Below are 14,394 nucleotides of genomic sequence, written 5' to 3'. Positions count from 1 at the left end.
TCTCGTTTTCCCCATTTCCAGTTGGTTCTATCCAAAGTTAATTGGACTTTATCGAATGAAAATATATTGAAAATTAACTGAGAAATTTGACGATAATCGAAGTACTGATCTGCAAAGAAGCGTTGTATACGTCGATAAAATGATTGTGGTAAGCACTTGATGGGTAAGGCTTTAGATGCAGAAGAAAGATTACATGTCTGTTTTACAATTAATGCAAGCATAATCAGTGTAAAACATTTTACACGTGACTTGTTCCACTTTAGATATTTGTTTAAGATGAGATGTAACTCATTGAAATGTGTCATCATATTCGTCGTCAGAAAACAAGTATTATGCCATTATTTCAATGAGTTGTCTTTTTTGTCGTGTACAAAGTTGAAATTTATAACAGTTGTGTGTTGTGAAGCGATAAATTGTTTTGTTAGATAAATAAATGCTCTCAAGGTGGATTAGAGTAAAATATTGGAATAAATATTGCTTAAGTAGAGCAGTATGCTGCACATATACAAGCCGCGTCGCACATAACTTGTGCTTAAGTGTTCAGCGAATTCACAATATGAGTGCAAAAGATGAAGCATGATAGCCCTGAAACGACTTTACCGATCTTGCAAGATCAGTACGGTCGTATTAAGCGTAAGTTACGGATTTCCGTGACAGATCGGTGCAATTTTAAATGCATTTATTGTATGCCTGAACATCCAGAATGGATGAAAAAACAAGATTTACTCAGTTTTGAAGCATTGCTGCTATTTTGCCAATATATGGTGAAGCAAGGGATTGAAAATATTCGCATTACTGGGGGAGAACCTTTAATGCGTCAGGGTGTTGTTCATTTTATTCGTGATTTACAGAGTTTACGAGTATTGGGTTTAAAACGAATCTCGATCACTACCAATGCACATTATTTAGCTAAATATGCGGAACCACTAAAACAAGCTGGGTTAGATGATCTTAATATCAGCCTAGATAGTTTAGACCCAGATCAATTCAAGCAACTGACTAAAAAAGAACTCACGCCCGTATTAAATGGCATAGAGGCGGCAAAAAAAGCGGGGCTTGCTTTCAAAATCAATTGTGTGTTGATGAAAGGCCAAAACGATGACCAAATTATTCCGATGGTGAAATGGGCAAAGCAGCATAACATTCCCTTACGCTTTATTGAGTTTATGCCTCTGGATGGTGATCAGCATTGGACTGATCAGGCAGTGGTCAGTGAAGCAGAAATTTTAGCGCAACTTCAGCCTTTTTATCAGATTCAAGTTTTGCAACAGCAGCATGAACCTGCACGTCAGTATCAGTTAGATGGGCAATATTGTATTGGTATTATTTCAACGATAACTCATTCATTTTGCGGTGATTGTGATCGAATTCGATTAACAGCACAAGGTGAATTATATAATTGTTTATTTGCACAACAGGGTCTGAATATAAAGCCGTATTTACAAGCTGTGATTAAACAGAAACAACTAGCTCAAGATATCAATGATCAAGAGCTTGATCAGCAAATTAAACCTTATATTTGGCATAAAGCGAAAGGTTATCATGCGATAAAACACCAACAAGTACGCAAAATTAGTATGCATATGTTGGGTGGTTAGTTTGGAAAAAAGTGGTCTGGAGAGAATATGCAAACCATTGACATAAAAATAGAAGCTTTTGGTGCTATTGAACGGTTATTGCCAAAAGAGCTTACATTTGAGTTTGCAGAAAATCAAACGGTTGAAGAAGTGCTAAGTCATATTGTAATGCTTTACCCGGAATCAACAAAAGCGATGGATAAATGTGCGTGTGCGATAGGTGAAGATATTGTGCTACGTCAAACAGCATTAAATACTTCATGTACTTTGGTATTGTTATCACCTGTTGCAGGAGGATGAAATGCGCGAATTTTCAAGAGTTCAAGATCAGGCTCTAAGCTTAGACAGTTTTGATCCTATACAATCATTTTCTGAATGTGGTGGTATTGATATTTTTATTGGAACTGTACGTAATCATCATGAAGGTAAAGCAGTTAAAGCTTTAAAATATACCTCGTATACACCTGTTGCTGAAAAAATGATTCGTGAAATCGAACAACAAATCAAAGAGAAGCATCAGGTTTCTTATGTGCGTGTGATTCATCGAATTGGTTATTTAGATGTCAGTGAAACAGCAATCATTGCAATTGCATATGCTGCTCACCGCCGTGAAGCATTTCAAGCCTGTGAAGAAGCCGTTGAACGTGTAAAACACGAAGTACCAATTTGGAAAGAAGAGTTCTTTATGGATGGTACAAGTCAATATGTAGAAGGTTGCTGTATTCGTAAAGATACGGTCGAAACTGATGCTCATGTCCATAAACATGAGCATCACCACCGTCAAGAACATGAAAATTGTGCGCATGAGCATACACACGAATAAAGCGTTAGGAAGTAAAAATGAAAAATGTTGGGATGAAACCCGAAAGTTATCGTGTTGCAGAAGCACAAGCGATTTTATACGCTCCACCGCATTGTATTCAGCTATTGCGTGATGGAAATACTGAAAAAGGCGATGCTTTAAAAACAGCTCGTATCGCAGGAATCTTGGCGGCAAAACGGACTGATGAACTGATTCCTCTTTGCCATCCTTTACCGATTTATCGTGCTGATGTTGAATATGATTTACAACATGATCATGTTGTAATTCTGACGACTGTAGAAACCATTGGGCCTACAGGGGTTGAGATGGAAGCCTTGACTGCTGCGAGTTTGGCAGGGTTAACCATTTATGACATGTTGAAGCCACATTGTGAACCTGATGAATTGTGTTTAGACCAATGTAAATTGCTTAAGAAAAAAGGCGGTAAGTCGCACTTTAAGCGCACTTTACGTCAACCTGTTTCAGCGGCAGTGATTGTGCTTTCTGATACTGTTGCAGCAGGACGTAAACCTGATACCGCAGGGAAATCAGTGGTTGAGACCTTAACCGACGCAGGTTTTGATCCAATTCATTATCAAATTTTGCCAGATGAATCGGATCAATTGAAAGAATTGGTACTAGAATTGACAAAGTCTTATGCATGTATCATGACCGTTGGTGGTACAGGTATTGGTAAACGAGATATTACGGTTGATACACTTGAACCACTTTTAGAACGTAAATTAGATGGTCTGATGGAAGCGGCACGTTCTTTTGGCCAAAAACGTACACCATATGCAGCTATGTCTCGTGGCGTAGCAGGTTTTATTGATCGTTCCTTAGTGGTAACGCTGCCAGGTAGCCGTGGTGGTGCGAGTGAATCAATGGCAGCTATTCTGCCAGCTCTGGTTCATATTTTTGATGTTTGCCGAGATTTACCACATCCGGGAGGATATGAATAATGTCAGGATGTGGTGCTGAAAAGGGTTTAATCAGTATTGATGAGGCACTTGAACTCATTCGAACTCAGCCCAAAACATTGACGACTGAGGTCTTGGCTTTAGCCCAAGGTTTGAATCGTTATCTCGCTAAAGCAATCTATTCTGAGGTCAATCTACCTAGCTTTTCTCAAAGTGCGGTAGATGGTTATGCGATTAATAGCTCACTTACACAGCTTCAAAATGTTTGTTTTGATGTAATCGGTGAGATTAAAGCGGGTAGTGAACTCGAATATCAATTGCTTGATGGGCAAGCTATTCGTATTTTTACAGGCGGCAAAATTCCTGAAGGCACCACACATGTTGCTCGACAAGAAATTGTTAAAGTTGAGTCGGAGACAATTCGACTGATTGAACAGCTAAAACCACAGGCTGATATTCGATTTACAGGCGAAGAAGTACAACAAGGTCAACTGTTTGCGGACGTTGGTCAGAATATCAATATCGGTGCACTTGCTGCTTTAAGTATGGCAGGTGTGCAAACTGTCGAGGTATTTCAACAGCCTAAGGTTGCTGTGGTTATTACTGGTGATGAGGTTGCTGAGCACCCTGAAGATTTACATGTTGGTAAAGTTTTTGATGCCAATGGGCCGTTACTGAAGGCTTGGTTCAAAGCTTATGGTATCGATGTCGAGATTCTACATATTGCAGATGCGGCGCAACAAGTCACAGCATGTTTCGAGCGATTAAAATCTTTATATGACGTCATTATTACCACGGGTGGTGTCTCTGTGGGTGATTATGACTTTGTTCGTCCATGTGCTTTTGAGACTGGATTTGAACAGATCTTTTGGAAAGTTAAACAAAAACCGGGTAAGCCATTATTTTTTGCAAAATATGAAAATCCTGACCATCATTGCTATTTATTAGGTTTACCGGGTAATCCAGCGGCTGTTTATGTGTGTATGCAGATTTATGGCAACGCTTTATTAGATACTTTGCAAAATCAACGTGAGCCTATGCAATGGTTTAGTGGAGTACTCACCCATGGACTGAAATCTGATGCACGTGAGCGATTTTTAAGAATGCATGCTTATTTTGATCAGGGGCAGCTCAAGTTACAAAGCCTTGCGAAACAACAATCACATATGTTGAGTAATTTAATGCAGGCCAATTGTTTAGTGCGTATTCCTGCAAATATTCAGTTGGATGCTGGACAAGAACTTTCAGGTGTTTTTATTAATCGCTAAGTTATCGAATGAATTTAGATGAAATGATCTGTTTTTTTGACATTTAACTGAGTGCCAATATTGCATCTGATTGATCAGGTGGTTTAGTGTATATTTTATAGTGTTTAGTTTCTAAACATGACGGTTCAAGGCATCGATGAGATGTCTTTAAAGTTCTAAAAAATGATCAGGTGATAATAATGAAATGGGAAGAAATTGGCGATCAGCCATGTTCAGTTGCGAGAACGCTTTCTGTACTCGGTGATCGTTGGACAATGCTAATTTTACGTAACGCTTTCATGGGAATACGTCGTTTTGATGACTTCCAACGTAGTTTGGGACTGACCCGCCACGTACTTTCAGAGCGTCTTAAGCGTTTAGTCGAGCATGGTATTTTAACCAAAGTGCCTTATGTAGAACGTCAAGAACGATTTGAATACCAACTTACTGATAAAGGTTTGGATCTTTATCCTCTTATTTTAGCGATGGTGCAGTGGGCTGATAAGTGGATGGATATGGGACTTGGAAAACCGATTGAGTTTACACACAAAGGTTGTGGTAAGAAAATAAATCCAAGAGTGGTTTGCTCGGAATGTGATGAACCGCTGAATGTAAAAGATGTCCGTGTATCAGCTGGTCCAGGATATTTTGCCTTTATTGAACAAAAACAAAATAGCGCCTGATAGATCATTTTCAATGATCTATAAACAATTGGCAGGTTTAGGCACGCCAGCCAAACGGCTTAAATGTCGTGCAACCAACCCTGTATTAAATCTTTGTTGTAATTCAGCATTATTGATTTCAGGACTAACCGTCTTCATCAAAAATTTAATCAGTGGACGAGTTGCTGGGGAATGCCCAAATTGTTGATAGAATTGACGTACGGCGTGGAGAATTTCCAAATGCCAAGCGGTCAGTTCTAGATCAAGTGATTGAGCAAGTTGCTGGGCAACTTCAGTATTCCAAATTGTATAATCGACCAAATGACCGTCTTGATCTAACTCTAATTGCATGAAATAGCCTAATTAACTAAAAATAATTTATTTTAAAGAAATACAGCGTTTGAATTGCAAAACTAAATCAGCGAATTCAGCGTATTCTATAATTTTGACCTCAGATTTGATTTCATCTCCAAGTAAGTTTTGCTCATTACTTAAGCAGTAAAGATTTGGATAAAGATCTACAATCTTTTTAGTTAGCAGTAAAAGCCCATCCCCCATGACTACAATCGTATCATGCACATGTGCCATTTGAGCTAACTCAATCCAGATTTTATCTGTGTTGTAGTAAGGGGATTGAATCAAAAATAAAGTTGAATTTTCCATCTTTCTGAGCTCTACCAATACAAAATATGATCGAAGGATTGAATAAATTCAGGCTGAATCTCAACAAACTCGATTTCTTGATCACTATCTTGCGCAATCGCCAAATGTTGATTTTTAGTTTCAACTAAAATCGGGGTTAGATCATAGAACTCAAAACTGTCCACCATATTGGCAGCAACTTTGAAAGCTTGTTTGAATTGATCGAACTCTAATTTATTGTTCAATAAGCTCAGTGCAGCATCTTTTAATAAAACTTTGACAGAAATACCAAAGGTTGCTAAAACCATTGTTGCAGACACGCTTTCGTTGATCTGCAAACTAGTTAAATTGGATTGCGTTAGGATGACGAGTACAGATTTCACACAATTTACCTTTTAAAAGCAACACTCTATTAATGAACTTAAACTAAAATTGAATTAAACGAGAACAGCTTTGCACAGCATCAGCTAGCTCTCCAAGCCCAACTAGCTCAAAACCTTGCGCTAAGTTGTGTTGTTGAAGTGAATGACGTTGGGCATTGCTTGCATCAGTGATTCCCCGAGCAAGGGCAGCACTGACACAGACAGGGAGTCGAATGCCAAGCTTTTGCCATTCTTGTTTTAGATTGCGTTGATCATCAGGAAACCACTGTAAATCATTCGCAACCTGAACACCATCTTGGTAAAAGAAGACACGAAAATCTTCGGACTTATTTCCTAATGCTTGAGCTAAACCAAAAGCATGCCAAGCCATAATTGAAGTAGGTGCAGAAGTTATTAACAGTAGTGTACTCATTGAACATTCACTATGGTCACGTAAGCAAAATGATGGACAGATTAAAAAGAAGGTAAGTATACAATGATTTTGGTGACAGGTGGTTTAGGCTTTATCGGTTCACATATTGCTTTGAGTTTATTAGCACGTGGGCAAGAAGTTGTTATTGTTGATAATTTAGCCAATTCGACTTTACAAACCTTGGAGCGCTTAGAATACATCTCAGGAATGTATATTCCATTTGTTAAAGTAGATGTGAGAAATACACCTGCCTTAAATAAAGTATTTGAACAATATTCAATTCATACTGTTATCCATACAGCCAGTTTTAAATCGCTTGAAGAATCTGTTCTAAAGCCACTTGAATATTACAATGATAATGTCAGCAGTATTATGAGCTTATTGAGAGCAATGCAGCGGATGGGAGTTAGAGAATTAATCAATATTTCTAGTTTGGCCGTATATGGGCAATCTAATCCAAGTGTAGTTGAAGAGACTGAGTTTAATTATCGCTACCCAAATCCATACATTCGATCTCAGCAAATGGTTGAAGATATTATTGCAGATACTTATAAAGTCGATCATGAATGGAAAATTATCAATCTCAGATTATCCAATATTGTTGGTGCTTTTGAACATGGAGTTTTAGGAGAATACGTAACTCAACTCCCTAAAAATATTGTGCCTTTAGCTTTACAAGTTGCAGCGATGCAGCGAGATTGTATCGAATTGCAGAATCAAGCACAGACAGAAGATGGAACGGTTGAAAGAAGCTTTTTACATGTTTTGGATGCTTGTGATGCAGTTTTGATCGCATTAAATTGGTTAAAAACACAAACTAGTTGTTTGGAAGCATTCAACATTGCACATCATCAACTCACATCTATACAAAATTTGATTGATGAAGTTGCGAGAGTCACTCAGACCGAAATTCAAGTGCAACCTGCTGTATATCAAAACCAAGAGTTAGCGCAATTGGGTGCAAATATTGATAAAGCAAAAAAAATATTAAATTGGGTTCCTAAACGTTCTCTATCACAAATGATTGAAGATGAGTGGCGTTTTTATCGCAATACCTTAACAGGTAATTAGGATAATGATTCTTATTTACAATTTTAGTGGCTTTGTTTAGGATAATTAAGACTTATCAAATATACATCAATATGAACTGAGTCTTCGCTAGCCAAAAGCATCAGTTTGCTTCAGCCCGTGAACATTTTAACCAAATAAAGCAGAGGTTGTTTATGCAAATGCGAATTGAACATGACACTATGGGCGAAGTTGAAGTTCCAAATGACGCCTTATGGGGTGCACAAACGCAACGAAGTTTACAGAACTTTAAAATCGGTCAAGAACGTTTACCGCGTGCCATGATTCGTGCCATGGGTTTGGTGAAAAAAGCAGCTGCAATCACCAACGCTGAGTTAAAACAATTACCTGAAGATTTAAGTCAATATATCGTTGATGCTGCTGAAGAAGTGATTGCGGGTCAATGGGACGCACAATTTCCGCTTGTCGTTTGGCAAACAGGTTCTGGTACGCAAAGTAATATGAATTGTAATGAAGTGATTGCAAACATTGCCAATCAGAAATTAGGACAAGTACTAGGTGCACAAAAACCAGTGCATCCAAATGATCATGTCAATCGTGCACAATCAACCAATGATTCTTTCCCAACTGCAATCCATGTGGCTGCAAGTATTCAAATCAATGAATTACTCATTCCTGCAGTGGAAAAGTTAAAAGCGACTTTAGAGCTTAAATCCAAAGAATTTGGCGATATTGTCAAAATTGGTCGTACCCATTTGCAAGATGCGACTCCTTTAACCTTGGGACAAGAGTTCAGTGGTTATGTTTCGCAACTAGAGCATGGTCTAAAACGTTTGCAGCAAGCACTTGCAGGTCTTTATGAGTTGCCTTTAGGGGGAACGGCGGTAGGTACTGGCTTAAACGCACATCCAGATTATGCGGTGAAAGCTGCAGAGCAGTTAGCCGAGTTAACAGGTTTACCGTTCGTCACTGCACCGAATAAGTTCGAGGCTTTAGCAGGACGTGATGCGGCAGTATTTGCTTCTGGTGCGTTAAAAACTTTGGCGGTGAGCTTAAATAAAATTGCCAATGACATTCGCTGGTTGGCAAGTGGCCCACGTTGTGGTTTCGGTGAAATCCGTATTCCTGAGAACGAACCAGGTTCAAGTATTATGCCAGGCAAGGTGAATCCGACCCAAAGTGAAGCCATGACCATGGTGGTGGCTCAAGTGTTGGGCAATGACACTACTATTAACGTTGCTGGTGCGTCTAGTAACTTTGAGTTGAATGTATTTATGCCTGTGATTGCTTATAACTTGTTGCAATCAATTCAGTTATTAGGCGATGCTTGTAATAGTTTTAATGATCATTGTGCGGTAGGTATTGAACCAAATCGTGAGAAAATTGATTATTTCTTGCATAACTCTTTAATGTTAGTCACAGCACTCAATCCAGTGATTGGCTACGAAAATTCTGCCAAAGTTGCCAAAACAGCTTATAAGGAAAACAAAACTTTAAAGCAAGTTGCAGTTGAACTCGGTTTAGTGACTGCTGAGCAATTTGATGAAGTGGTTAGACCTGAAAATATGGTTTCTCCGAATAGTAGGTAAATCGTATTGGTAGTTTAAAAAATCCTTCTTTAACCTAGGGGGATTTTTTTATGAGTAGTTTTTATAAATCGATCTGCGTACAATATGCTTTTGATTTACCTGATTGTTGCTTCATTATGCTCAATATTTATTTGACAGATACCAAAACCAATATCCAGTTTTCTGATCTTCCAAATGAAAATCCTGTTAAGTTTCTGTTGAATTTAAAGAAAATTTTTCCGAGCACTGCTGATTTATTGTTACCAGTATTACCAGAAGACAATAATTTGGAAAATGTCACATGGGAAGCAACGTCTAAAGATTTCGAAGTATTTAAGAAATTATTGGAAGGTTGGGGCATTATTGAATTGCGTTTAAGTGCTATTACCGCTTATAAAGATAAAAATTTTGCCAACGCGTTAGTCAAAAAAGCGCAGGTTAAACGTAAGCAGATTTCTCAGAAACACGCACAGCTTTCCTTGATTGCATTGGATTATGTGTTGATGCATGAGATTCATGCACTGATTGATGCTGAATTAGTGATGATTGGTGAAAAATTCTATTTACCAACATTACGAGAACTCTGGAAAGGGCAGTTTTCAGATCAAGTTTTGCAATGTAAATTTTAATTTTCAAAAGCAGACTTCGAGTCTGCTTTTTTATACTTCGATTTATTTTAAATTGCTTAAATCTTAATCTACAAACAATTACAAGAATTTAGTGTCTGTATTTTTAAACGGCATATATATTGCTTATATGGATATAAATATTATTGCGGGAGAGAAGTTCTTCAATGAACTCGCCGAAGGAGCAACGACCCCGGAAACTCTCAGGCAGAAGGACTGTAATAATAGAAATACAATCTGGAGAGCAGTGCTCAACTTGTAGAAATATACGATAATTTTTCTTCTACGATTAACACTCACCGAAGGGGAAGGCTTCATGATTAATTGGTAATCATCTGCCAAAACTCTCAGGTACCATGACAGATGGGGCTAAGCATTATGAAATGTTATGCATTTCAAGGAGTTTGCTATGCCACATGTTGTTGTTATTGGTGCGGGGATTACGGGTGTAACGTCTGCTTATGAATTAATTAAATTGGGTTATGAAGTCACAGTGATTGATCGTCATTTATTTCCAGCCATGGAAACTTCATTTGCCAATGGTGGGCAGTTGTCTGCTTGTAACGCTGAGGTCTGGAATCAGAAGGCAACGGTGTTGAAAGGCATTAAATGGATGAGTAAGAAAGATGCACCTTTATTGCTCAATCCGTCTTTTAGTGTGCATAAGTATCGCTGGCTAGTCGAGTTTTTGACTCACATCAAGGACTATAAAGTAAATACAATTGAAACAGTTCGTTTGGCGTTGTTAGCAAGACAACGATTATTTGAAATTGCAGAAAAAGAGAATATTGCTTTTGATTTAGAAAAGCGTGGTATTTTGCATATGTACCACAGCAAAGAAGACTTTGATGTCGCAAAAAAAGTGAATGATGTTTTAGTGGAAGGTAAACTTGAACGTCATGCAATTACACCTGAAGAAATGAAGGCAATTGAGCCAAATTTAACTGGTGATTATTATGGTGGATATTACACAGCAGGCGATGCAACAGGTGATATTCATAAGTACTCTGTTGGTTTGGCGGAAAGAACGCAAGCGTATGGCGTGAAATATCGCTTTGGTTTGGATGTTGTTGATGTTAAATGTTTGCAAGATAAAGTGATTGTTAGCTGTAAAAAGAGTTCTGAGAATATGAACTCAAAAGCAGATGAGCAGACCATAATGGAAGCAGACTTAATCGTTGTGTGCGGTGGCGTTGGAAGTTACCAATTAGCCGATATGCTTGGTGATACTGTCAATGTCTATCCCGTAAAAGGATATTCAATTACAGTTCAGCTTAAAGATGAGCGAAGTGTAAAAAATGCGCCTTGGGTCAGCTTGCTAGATGAAAGTGCAAAGATTGTAACCTCAAGATTAGGCGTGGATCGTTTCCGTGTAGCTGGTACAGCGGAGTTTAATGGTTACAATCGGGATATTCGAACAGATCGAATCCAACCTTTAATTAATTGGGTTAACCAAAATTTTGATATTTCAACTGAGCACGCTGTACCATGGGCGGGCTTACGTCCGATGATGCCAAATATGTTGCCTGTAGTGAAACAGGGGAAACATGCGCGAGTATTTTACAATACTGGGCATGGGCATTTAGGCTGGACTTTATCTGCCGCAACAGCGGTATTGATTAGCGAAGAAATTGCACAAAAATTCCCAAGCTAAATATAAAAAGCCGATGTGAAAACATCGGCTTATATTGCATTTGTTGATTAATCATACAAACGATAAATTCCTGTAAAGCGTTCACAACCTTTTTGCTCACTTTTTATAATTAATAAGGCTTTTTGAAAATCAAATTGGTACTGGCACTTTTTTTCATTATCAATAATGAGATTCTTTTGTTCGGGAGTGGTGTAGGCAAGTAAAGATAAAGTTTGAGTCTCCACACGATTATTGGGATTACGATAAGCAATTCCTTCGATTTTTAACTTATCTTTATCCAGTTGATGAATCTGAATGTGAACAGGTTGTTTGGCTAAATCACCATGTTCAAATTTTAAATAGTGTTGTGTAAGCGTCTGATTCATTGAAGTATAAAAGTTTAAATCATCTAAACGAACATCAAATTGTTGCTGATAACAATTTTTAGATTTGCATTGTTGGATTTGATTAAGCCAAAGTTTTTGTGTGTCATGTAGTAGTTGAATTGGAGCATCAGTCACAAGATAAGCGGTTAAAAACTTATTATTCAGCTTAGTTCGTTGGTCTTGATATTGCTTAGAACAAATTTTTTTTTGCTCAGCATTCTGTGTTGTACAATTAATCGATGCGGCAAATACAAATGATGAGCAAAAACAACTCAATGTGATGATATAACCAGATTTCTTTAATTGATTTATTAAGGTGTTCAACAGCATAATCACTTATATGTTCAGCCTAATTTGCTCACTGTACTATAGCGAAATAGAAAGCCTGAATACAAGATTTGTTCAGTATATTGTAAAAGGAAAATCATATGGTTGCTCAAATTCGTATTGGACAAGGAATTGATGTACATGCTTTTGAAGAAGGCAATTTCGTTACTTTAGCTGGGATTAAAATTCCGCATACGCATGGTTTAAAAGCCCATTCTGATGGTGATGTGGTGCTGCATGCGCTGTGTGATGCATTGTTGGGTGCATTGGCTTTAGGCGATATTGGACAACATTTTCCTGACACTGACCCAGAATATAAGGGTGCAGATAGTCGTGTATTGCTTAAGCATGTGTATCAGTTGATTCTGGATCGTGGTTATCATCTCAACAATGCTGACATTACCGTGGCCTGCGAACGGCCAAAACTTGCCAAACATAATTTAGAAATGCGCCAAAGTATTGCTGATGTACTTGAAGTCGATATCGCTCAAATTAGTATCAAAGCAACGACAACGGAACAACTAGGATTTACAGGTCGCCAAGAAGGTATTTTAGCAACAGCAACTGTCTTAATTTCACATCAGGCAAGATGATCTACATCCATTAATGATTGTTCAAGTTCAAGTGTTGCTTTACGACCTTGCAGTTGTAAAGTAATACTATGAATTAAACCTGTCCAAGTCTCATTCGGTTCCCAAATTTCGTGAAGTAATGCTTGGGCTGTGGGCATATCCATATCCATATAAAATTGACGATATAAATACATCAAGCTACTTACACGCATGTTTTTGGCACAATGCAACCAAACAATTTCATTTTGAACAAGATGAGCAATTAAATCTAAAACGAACAAGCATTGTTCTGCACAAGGAAGATCCCAATCAATAGGGATATGAATGTAGTTTAAGCCTAAATCCAAGCAGATTTGGTCTTGTTTAGCTAAATGGTTTTCTGATTTGCTCGTCGCAAGATTGATTACTGTACTACAGCCATATTCTTTAATTTGCTGTAATTGTTCAGCGCTTGGCTGAGCAGAACTAAATAAATGCTCGTGCACCAAAGAAAAACTAGGAATTTCAGAAAGTGCTCGTTCGAGTGAAGTCATAATGTTCGCTTTGTAGTTATCAAAGTTTCAACCAAGAGGAGAAACTTCTTCTAATAAAAGATTTTTCTACTATAAGTGTTTTTATTTAAGTGTTCAATTTAGATCGCAAAAATAAAAACAGCATCATGATGATGCTGTTTTCTTTAGTTATTTAGTCTTTCTTCAAATTCTCATTTAATAAGAATTCCATCAATGCCTTTTGGGCATGTAAACGGTTTTCTGCTTCATCCCAAACAACAGCATTTTTATGATCCAGCATGTGCTCAGAAATTTCTTCGCCACGGTGTGCGGGTAAGCAATGCATAAATAAACAATCTGGATGAGCCAGATCCATTAATTTTTCATTCACTTGGAAATCAGCAAATGCTTTTTCACGAAGCTTTTGTTCTTCTTCTTGCCCCATGCTTGCCCATACATCAGTTACGATCAGGTCAGCATTAACCGCAGCATCCTCAGCTTTATTGAATACTTCCACACAATCGGCAAATTCAGTCAAAAACTCAGGTTTTGGTTCATAACCTTCAGGTGCAGCAATTTTGAGTTTAAAACCCATCATATGTGCTGCTTCAATGTATGAATTACACATGTTATTGCCATCGCCAATCCAAGCAACCGTTTTACCTTTAATGCTTCCACGGTGTTCTTGAAAGGTTTGCAAGTCAGCAAGTAATTGACATGGATGGTGGTCATCCGTTAATCCATTAATGACAGGAACTTTCGAATAAGAAGCAAAACGTTCAACAATATCATGGCCAAAAGTACGAATCATCACGATATCAAGCATGCTTGAAATGACACGTGCTGAATCCTCAATTGGCTCACCACGACCTAATTGAGTATCTCGTGGAGAAAGGAAAATTGCATTACCACCAAATTGGCAAATACCTGCTTCAAAAGAAATACGTGTACGTGTACTCGATTTCTCAAAAATCATTCCTAAGACTTTACCTACAAATGGTTGAAAAACCGTATTTGCATGTTGCATGCGTTTCAATTCTTGTGCACGGTCTAAAATGCGTTGCAACTCTAAAGTTGAAAGGTCTCGTAAAGTCAGGAAATGCCGAAGCGCCATAGT

Annotated in this window: 18 protein-coding genes, 1 pseudogene and 1 riboswitch; of the genes and pseudogenes, 11 read left to right on the top strand and 8 right to left on the bottom strand. The window is 38.0% G+C overall.

What is annotated here, in order from left to right; genetic code table 11:
- A pseudogene (locus F908_RS16280) lies at positions 1-305 on the bottom strand (IS4 family transposase); the annotation flags it as partial.
- A 264-nt stretch (positions 306-569) separates the two neighbouring features.
- Between F908_RS16280 and moaA the strand changes: the two are divergent.
- The 6 genes from moaA to F908_RS08355 all read left to right on the top strand — a co-directional run bounded on the left by moaA (position 570) and on the right by F908_RS08355 (position 5,229).
- Positions 570-1,598, top strand: a complete 1,029-nt coding sequence (moaA, locus tag F908_RS08380; RefSeq protein WP_005160387.1) for a GTP 3',8-cyclase MoaA — start codon at positions 570-572, stop codon at positions 1,596-1,598.
- A gap of 27 nt (positions 1,599-1,625) precedes the next feature.
- A complete protein-coding gene (locus F908_RS08375) occupies positions 1,626-1,877 on the top strand; it encodes a MoaD/ThiS family protein (protein ID WP_004661989.1) in 252 nt (83 codons plus the stop codon).
- A gap of 1 nt (position 1,878) precedes the next feature.
- Complete coding sequence (locus F908_RS08370; RefSeq protein ID WP_005160380.1) at positions 1,879-2,400, top strand: molybdenum cofactor biosynthesis protein MoaE; 522 nt, start codon at positions 1,879-1,881, stop codon at positions 2,398-2,400.
- Between the two features lie 17 nt (positions 2,401-2,417).
- The gene (moaCB, locus tag F908_RS08365; protein ID WP_005160377.1) at positions 2,418-3,341 is read left to right on the top strand and encodes a bifunctional molybdenum cofactor biosynthesis protein MoaC/MoaB; all 924 of its coding nucleotides are present in this window, start codon (positions 2,418-2,420) and stop codon (positions 3,339-3,341) included.
- Entirely contained in the window at positions 3,341-4,567 is a 1,227-nt protein-coding gene (locus F908_RS08360) for a molybdopterin molybdotransferase MoeA (RefSeq protein ID WP_005160363.1), read from the top strand. The genes moaCB and F908_RS08360 overlap by 1 nt, the downstream gene beginning before the upstream one ends.
- Before the next feature lie 179 nt (positions 4,568-4,746).
- On the top strand, positions 4,747-5,229 hold the full coding sequence (locus F908_RS08355; protein WP_005160353.1) for a winged helix-turn-helix transcriptional regulator: 483 nt from the start codon (positions 4,747-4,749) through the stop codon (positions 5,227-5,229).
- Between the two features lie 18 nt (positions 5,230-5,247).
- Here F908_RS08355 and F908_RS08350 read toward each other — a convergent pair whose 3' ends face one another.
- From F908_RS08350 to tusD, 4 genes are read right to left on the bottom strand one after another with little or no spacing between them, the layout of a single operon-like run.
- Positions 5,248-5,559, bottom strand: a complete 312-nt coding sequence (locus F908_RS08350; RefSeq protein WP_005160348.1) for a TusE/DsrC/DsvC family sulfur relay protein — start codon at positions 5,557-5,559, stop codon at positions 5,248-5,250.
- Positions 5,560-5,586: 27 nt separating this feature from the next.
- On the bottom strand, positions 5,587-5,871 hold the full coding sequence (locus F908_RS08345; RefSeq protein ID WP_005160343.1) for a hypothetical protein: 285 nt from the start codon (positions 5,869-5,871) through the stop codon (positions 5,587-5,589).
- A gap of 11 nt (positions 5,872-5,882) precedes the next feature.
- Entirely contained in the window at positions 5,883-6,233 is a 351-nt protein-coding gene (locus F908_RS08340; RefSeq protein ID WP_005160339.1) for a hypothetical protein, read from the bottom strand.
- 43 nt (positions 6,234-6,276) lie between these two features.
- Positions 6,277-6,645, bottom strand: coding sequence for a sulfurtransferase complex subunit TusD (gene tusD, locus F908_RS08335; protein WP_005160335.1), 369 nt, complete (start codon positions 6,643-6,645; stop codon positions 6,277-6,279).
- 63 nt (positions 6,646-6,708) lie between these two features.
- On the opposite strand from tusD, the gene galE reads away from it, so the two are divergent.
- The 4 genes from galE (at position 6,709) to F908_RS08315 (ending at position 11,522) form a co-directional block, all read left to right on the top strand.
- Positions 6,709-7,716: a UDP-glucose 4-epimerase GalE gene (galE, locus tag F908_RS08330; RefSeq protein ID WP_005160333.1), complete on the top strand. Its 1,008-nt coding sequence runs from the start codon at positions 6,709-6,711 to the stop codon at positions 7,714-7,716.
- Between the two features lie 152 nt (positions 7,717-7,868).
- Complete coding sequence (gene fumC, locus F908_RS08325) at positions 7,869-9,263, top strand: class II fumarate hydratase (protein ID WP_005160331.1); 1,395 nt, start codon at positions 7,869-7,871, stop codon at positions 9,261-9,263.
- 116 nt (positions 9,264-9,379) lie between these two features.
- Positions 9,380-9,871 (top strand): hypothetical protein, encoded by a 492-nt coding sequence (locus tag F908_RS08320; RefSeq protein ID WP_034602831.1) that lies wholly within the window; start codon positions 9,380-9,382, stop codon positions 9,869-9,871.
- A gap of 136 nt (positions 9,872-10,007) precedes the next feature.
- Positions 10,008-10,097, top strand: a riboswitch (glycine riboswitch).
- Between the two features lie 180 nt (positions 10,098-10,277).
- Positions 10,278-11,522 (top strand): D-amino acid dehydrogenase, encoded by a 1,245-nt coding sequence (locus tag F908_RS08315; RefSeq protein WP_005160327.1) that lies wholly within the window; start codon positions 10,278-10,280, stop codon positions 11,520-11,522.
- 47 nt (positions 11,523-11,569) lie between these two features.
- On the opposite strand, the gene F908_RS08310 is transcribed toward F908_RS08315, so the two are convergent.
- Positions 11,570-12,217, bottom strand: a complete 648-nt coding sequence (locus F908_RS08310; RefSeq protein WP_005160326.1) for an A1S_1983 family putative colistin resistance protein — start codon at positions 12,215-12,217, stop codon at positions 11,570-11,572.
- Positions 12,218-12,315: 98 nt separating this feature from the next.
- On the opposite strand from F908_RS08310, the gene ispF reads away from it, so the two are divergent.
- A complete protein-coding gene (gene ispF / locus F908_RS08305; protein WP_005160324.1) occupies positions 12,316-12,807 on the top strand; it encodes a 2-C-methyl-D-erythritol 2,4-cyclodiphosphate synthase in 492 nt (163 codons plus the stop codon).
- On the opposite strand, the gene F908_RS08300 is transcribed toward ispF, so the two are convergent.
- On the bottom strand, positions 12,795-13,319 hold the full coding sequence (locus F908_RS08300) for a protein tyrosine phosphatase family protein (RefSeq protein WP_005160321.1): 525 nt from the start codon (positions 13,317-13,319) through the stop codon (positions 12,795-12,797). The two genes, ispF and F908_RS08300, sit on opposite strands and share 13 nt — an antisense overlap.
- Positions 13,320-13,470: 151 nt before the next feature.
- Positions 13,471-14,391: an ornithine carbamoyltransferase gene (gene argF / locus F908_RS08295; RefSeq protein ID WP_004662017.1), complete on the bottom strand. Its 921-nt coding sequence runs from the start codon at positions 14,389-14,391 to the stop codon at positions 13,471-13,473.
- Positions 14,392-14,394: the final 3 nt, after the last annotated feature.

Origin of the sequence: Acinetobacter sp. NIPH 284, assembly GCF_000369425.1 — a bacterium.
Lineage (GTDB): Bacteria > Pseudomonadota > Gammaproteobacteria > Pseudomonadales > Moraxellaceae > Acinetobacter.
This window is presented reverse-complemented; position numbering and strand designations above follow the sequence as displayed.

What these genes read in the sequence shown, in the direction of transcription:
- galE (WP_005160333.1), top strand. Translation starts at nt 6,709, where the DNA reads ATGATTTTGGTGACAGGTGGTTTAGGCTTTATCGGTTCACATATTGCT.
- F908_RS08345 (WP_005160343.1), bottom strand. Translation starts at nt 5,871, where the DNA reads ATGGAAAATTCAACTTTATTTTTGATTCAATCCCCTTACTACAACACA.
- F908_RS08370 (WP_005160380.1), top strand. Translation starts at nt 1,879, where the DNA reads ATGCGCGAATTTTCAAGAGTTCAAGATCAGGCTCTAAGCTTAGACAGT.
- F908_RS08310 (WP_005160326.1), bottom strand. Translation starts at nt 12,217, where the DNA reads ATGCTGTTGAACACCTTAATAAATCAATTAAAGAAATCTGGTTATATC.
- F908_RS08360 (WP_005160363.1), top strand. Translation starts at nt 3,341, where the DNA reads ATGTCAGGATGTGGTGCTGAAAAGGGTTTAATCAGTATTGATGAGGCA.
- F908_RS08350 (WP_005160348.1), bottom strand. Translation starts at nt 5,559, where the DNA reads ATGCAATTAGAGTTAGATCAAGACGGTCATTTGGTCGATTATACAATT.
- F908_RS08375 (WP_004661989.1), top strand. Translation starts at nt 1,626, where the DNA reads ATGCAAACCATTGACATAAAAATAGAAGCTTTTGGTGCTATTGAACGG.
- F908_RS08355 (WP_005160353.1), top strand. Translation starts at nt 4,747, where the DNA reads ATGAAATGGGAAGAAATTGGCGATCAGCCATGTTCAGTTGCGAGAACG.
- F908_RS08300 (WP_005160321.1), bottom strand. Translation starts at nt 13,319, where the DNA reads ATGACTTCACTCGAACGAGCACTTTCTGAAATTCCTAGTTTTTCTTTG.
- F908_RS08315 (WP_005160327.1), top strand. Translation starts at nt 10,278, where the DNA reads ATGCCACATGTTGTTGTTATTGGTGCGGGGATTACGGGTGTAACGTCT.
- moaA (WP_005160387.1), top strand. Translation starts at nt 570, where the DNA reads ATGAAGCATGATAGCCCTGAAACGACTTTACCGATCTTGCAAGATCAG.
- argF (WP_004662017.1), bottom strand. Translation starts at nt 14,391, where the DNA reads ATGGCGCTTCGGCATTTCCTGACTTTACGAGACCTTTCAACTTTAGAG.
- tusD (WP_005160335.1), bottom strand. Translation starts at nt 6,645, where the DNA reads ATGAGTACACTACTGTTAATAACTTCTGCACCTACTTCAATTATGGCT.
- F908_RS08320 (WP_034602831.1), top strand. Translation starts at nt 9,380, where the DNA reads ATGCTCAATATTTATTTGACAGATACCAAAACCAATATCCAGTTTTCT.
- moaCB (WP_005160377.1), top strand. Translation starts at nt 2,418, where the DNA reads ATGAAAAATGTTGGGATGAAACCCGAAAGTTATCGTGTTGCAGAAGCA.
- ispF (WP_005160324.1), top strand. Translation starts at nt 12,316, where the DNA reads ATGGTTGCTCAAATTCGTATTGGACAAGGAATTGATGTACATGCTTTT.
- fumC (WP_005160331.1), top strand. Translation starts at nt 7,869, where the DNA reads ATGCAAATGCGAATTGAACATGACACTATGGGCGAAGTTGAAGTTCCA.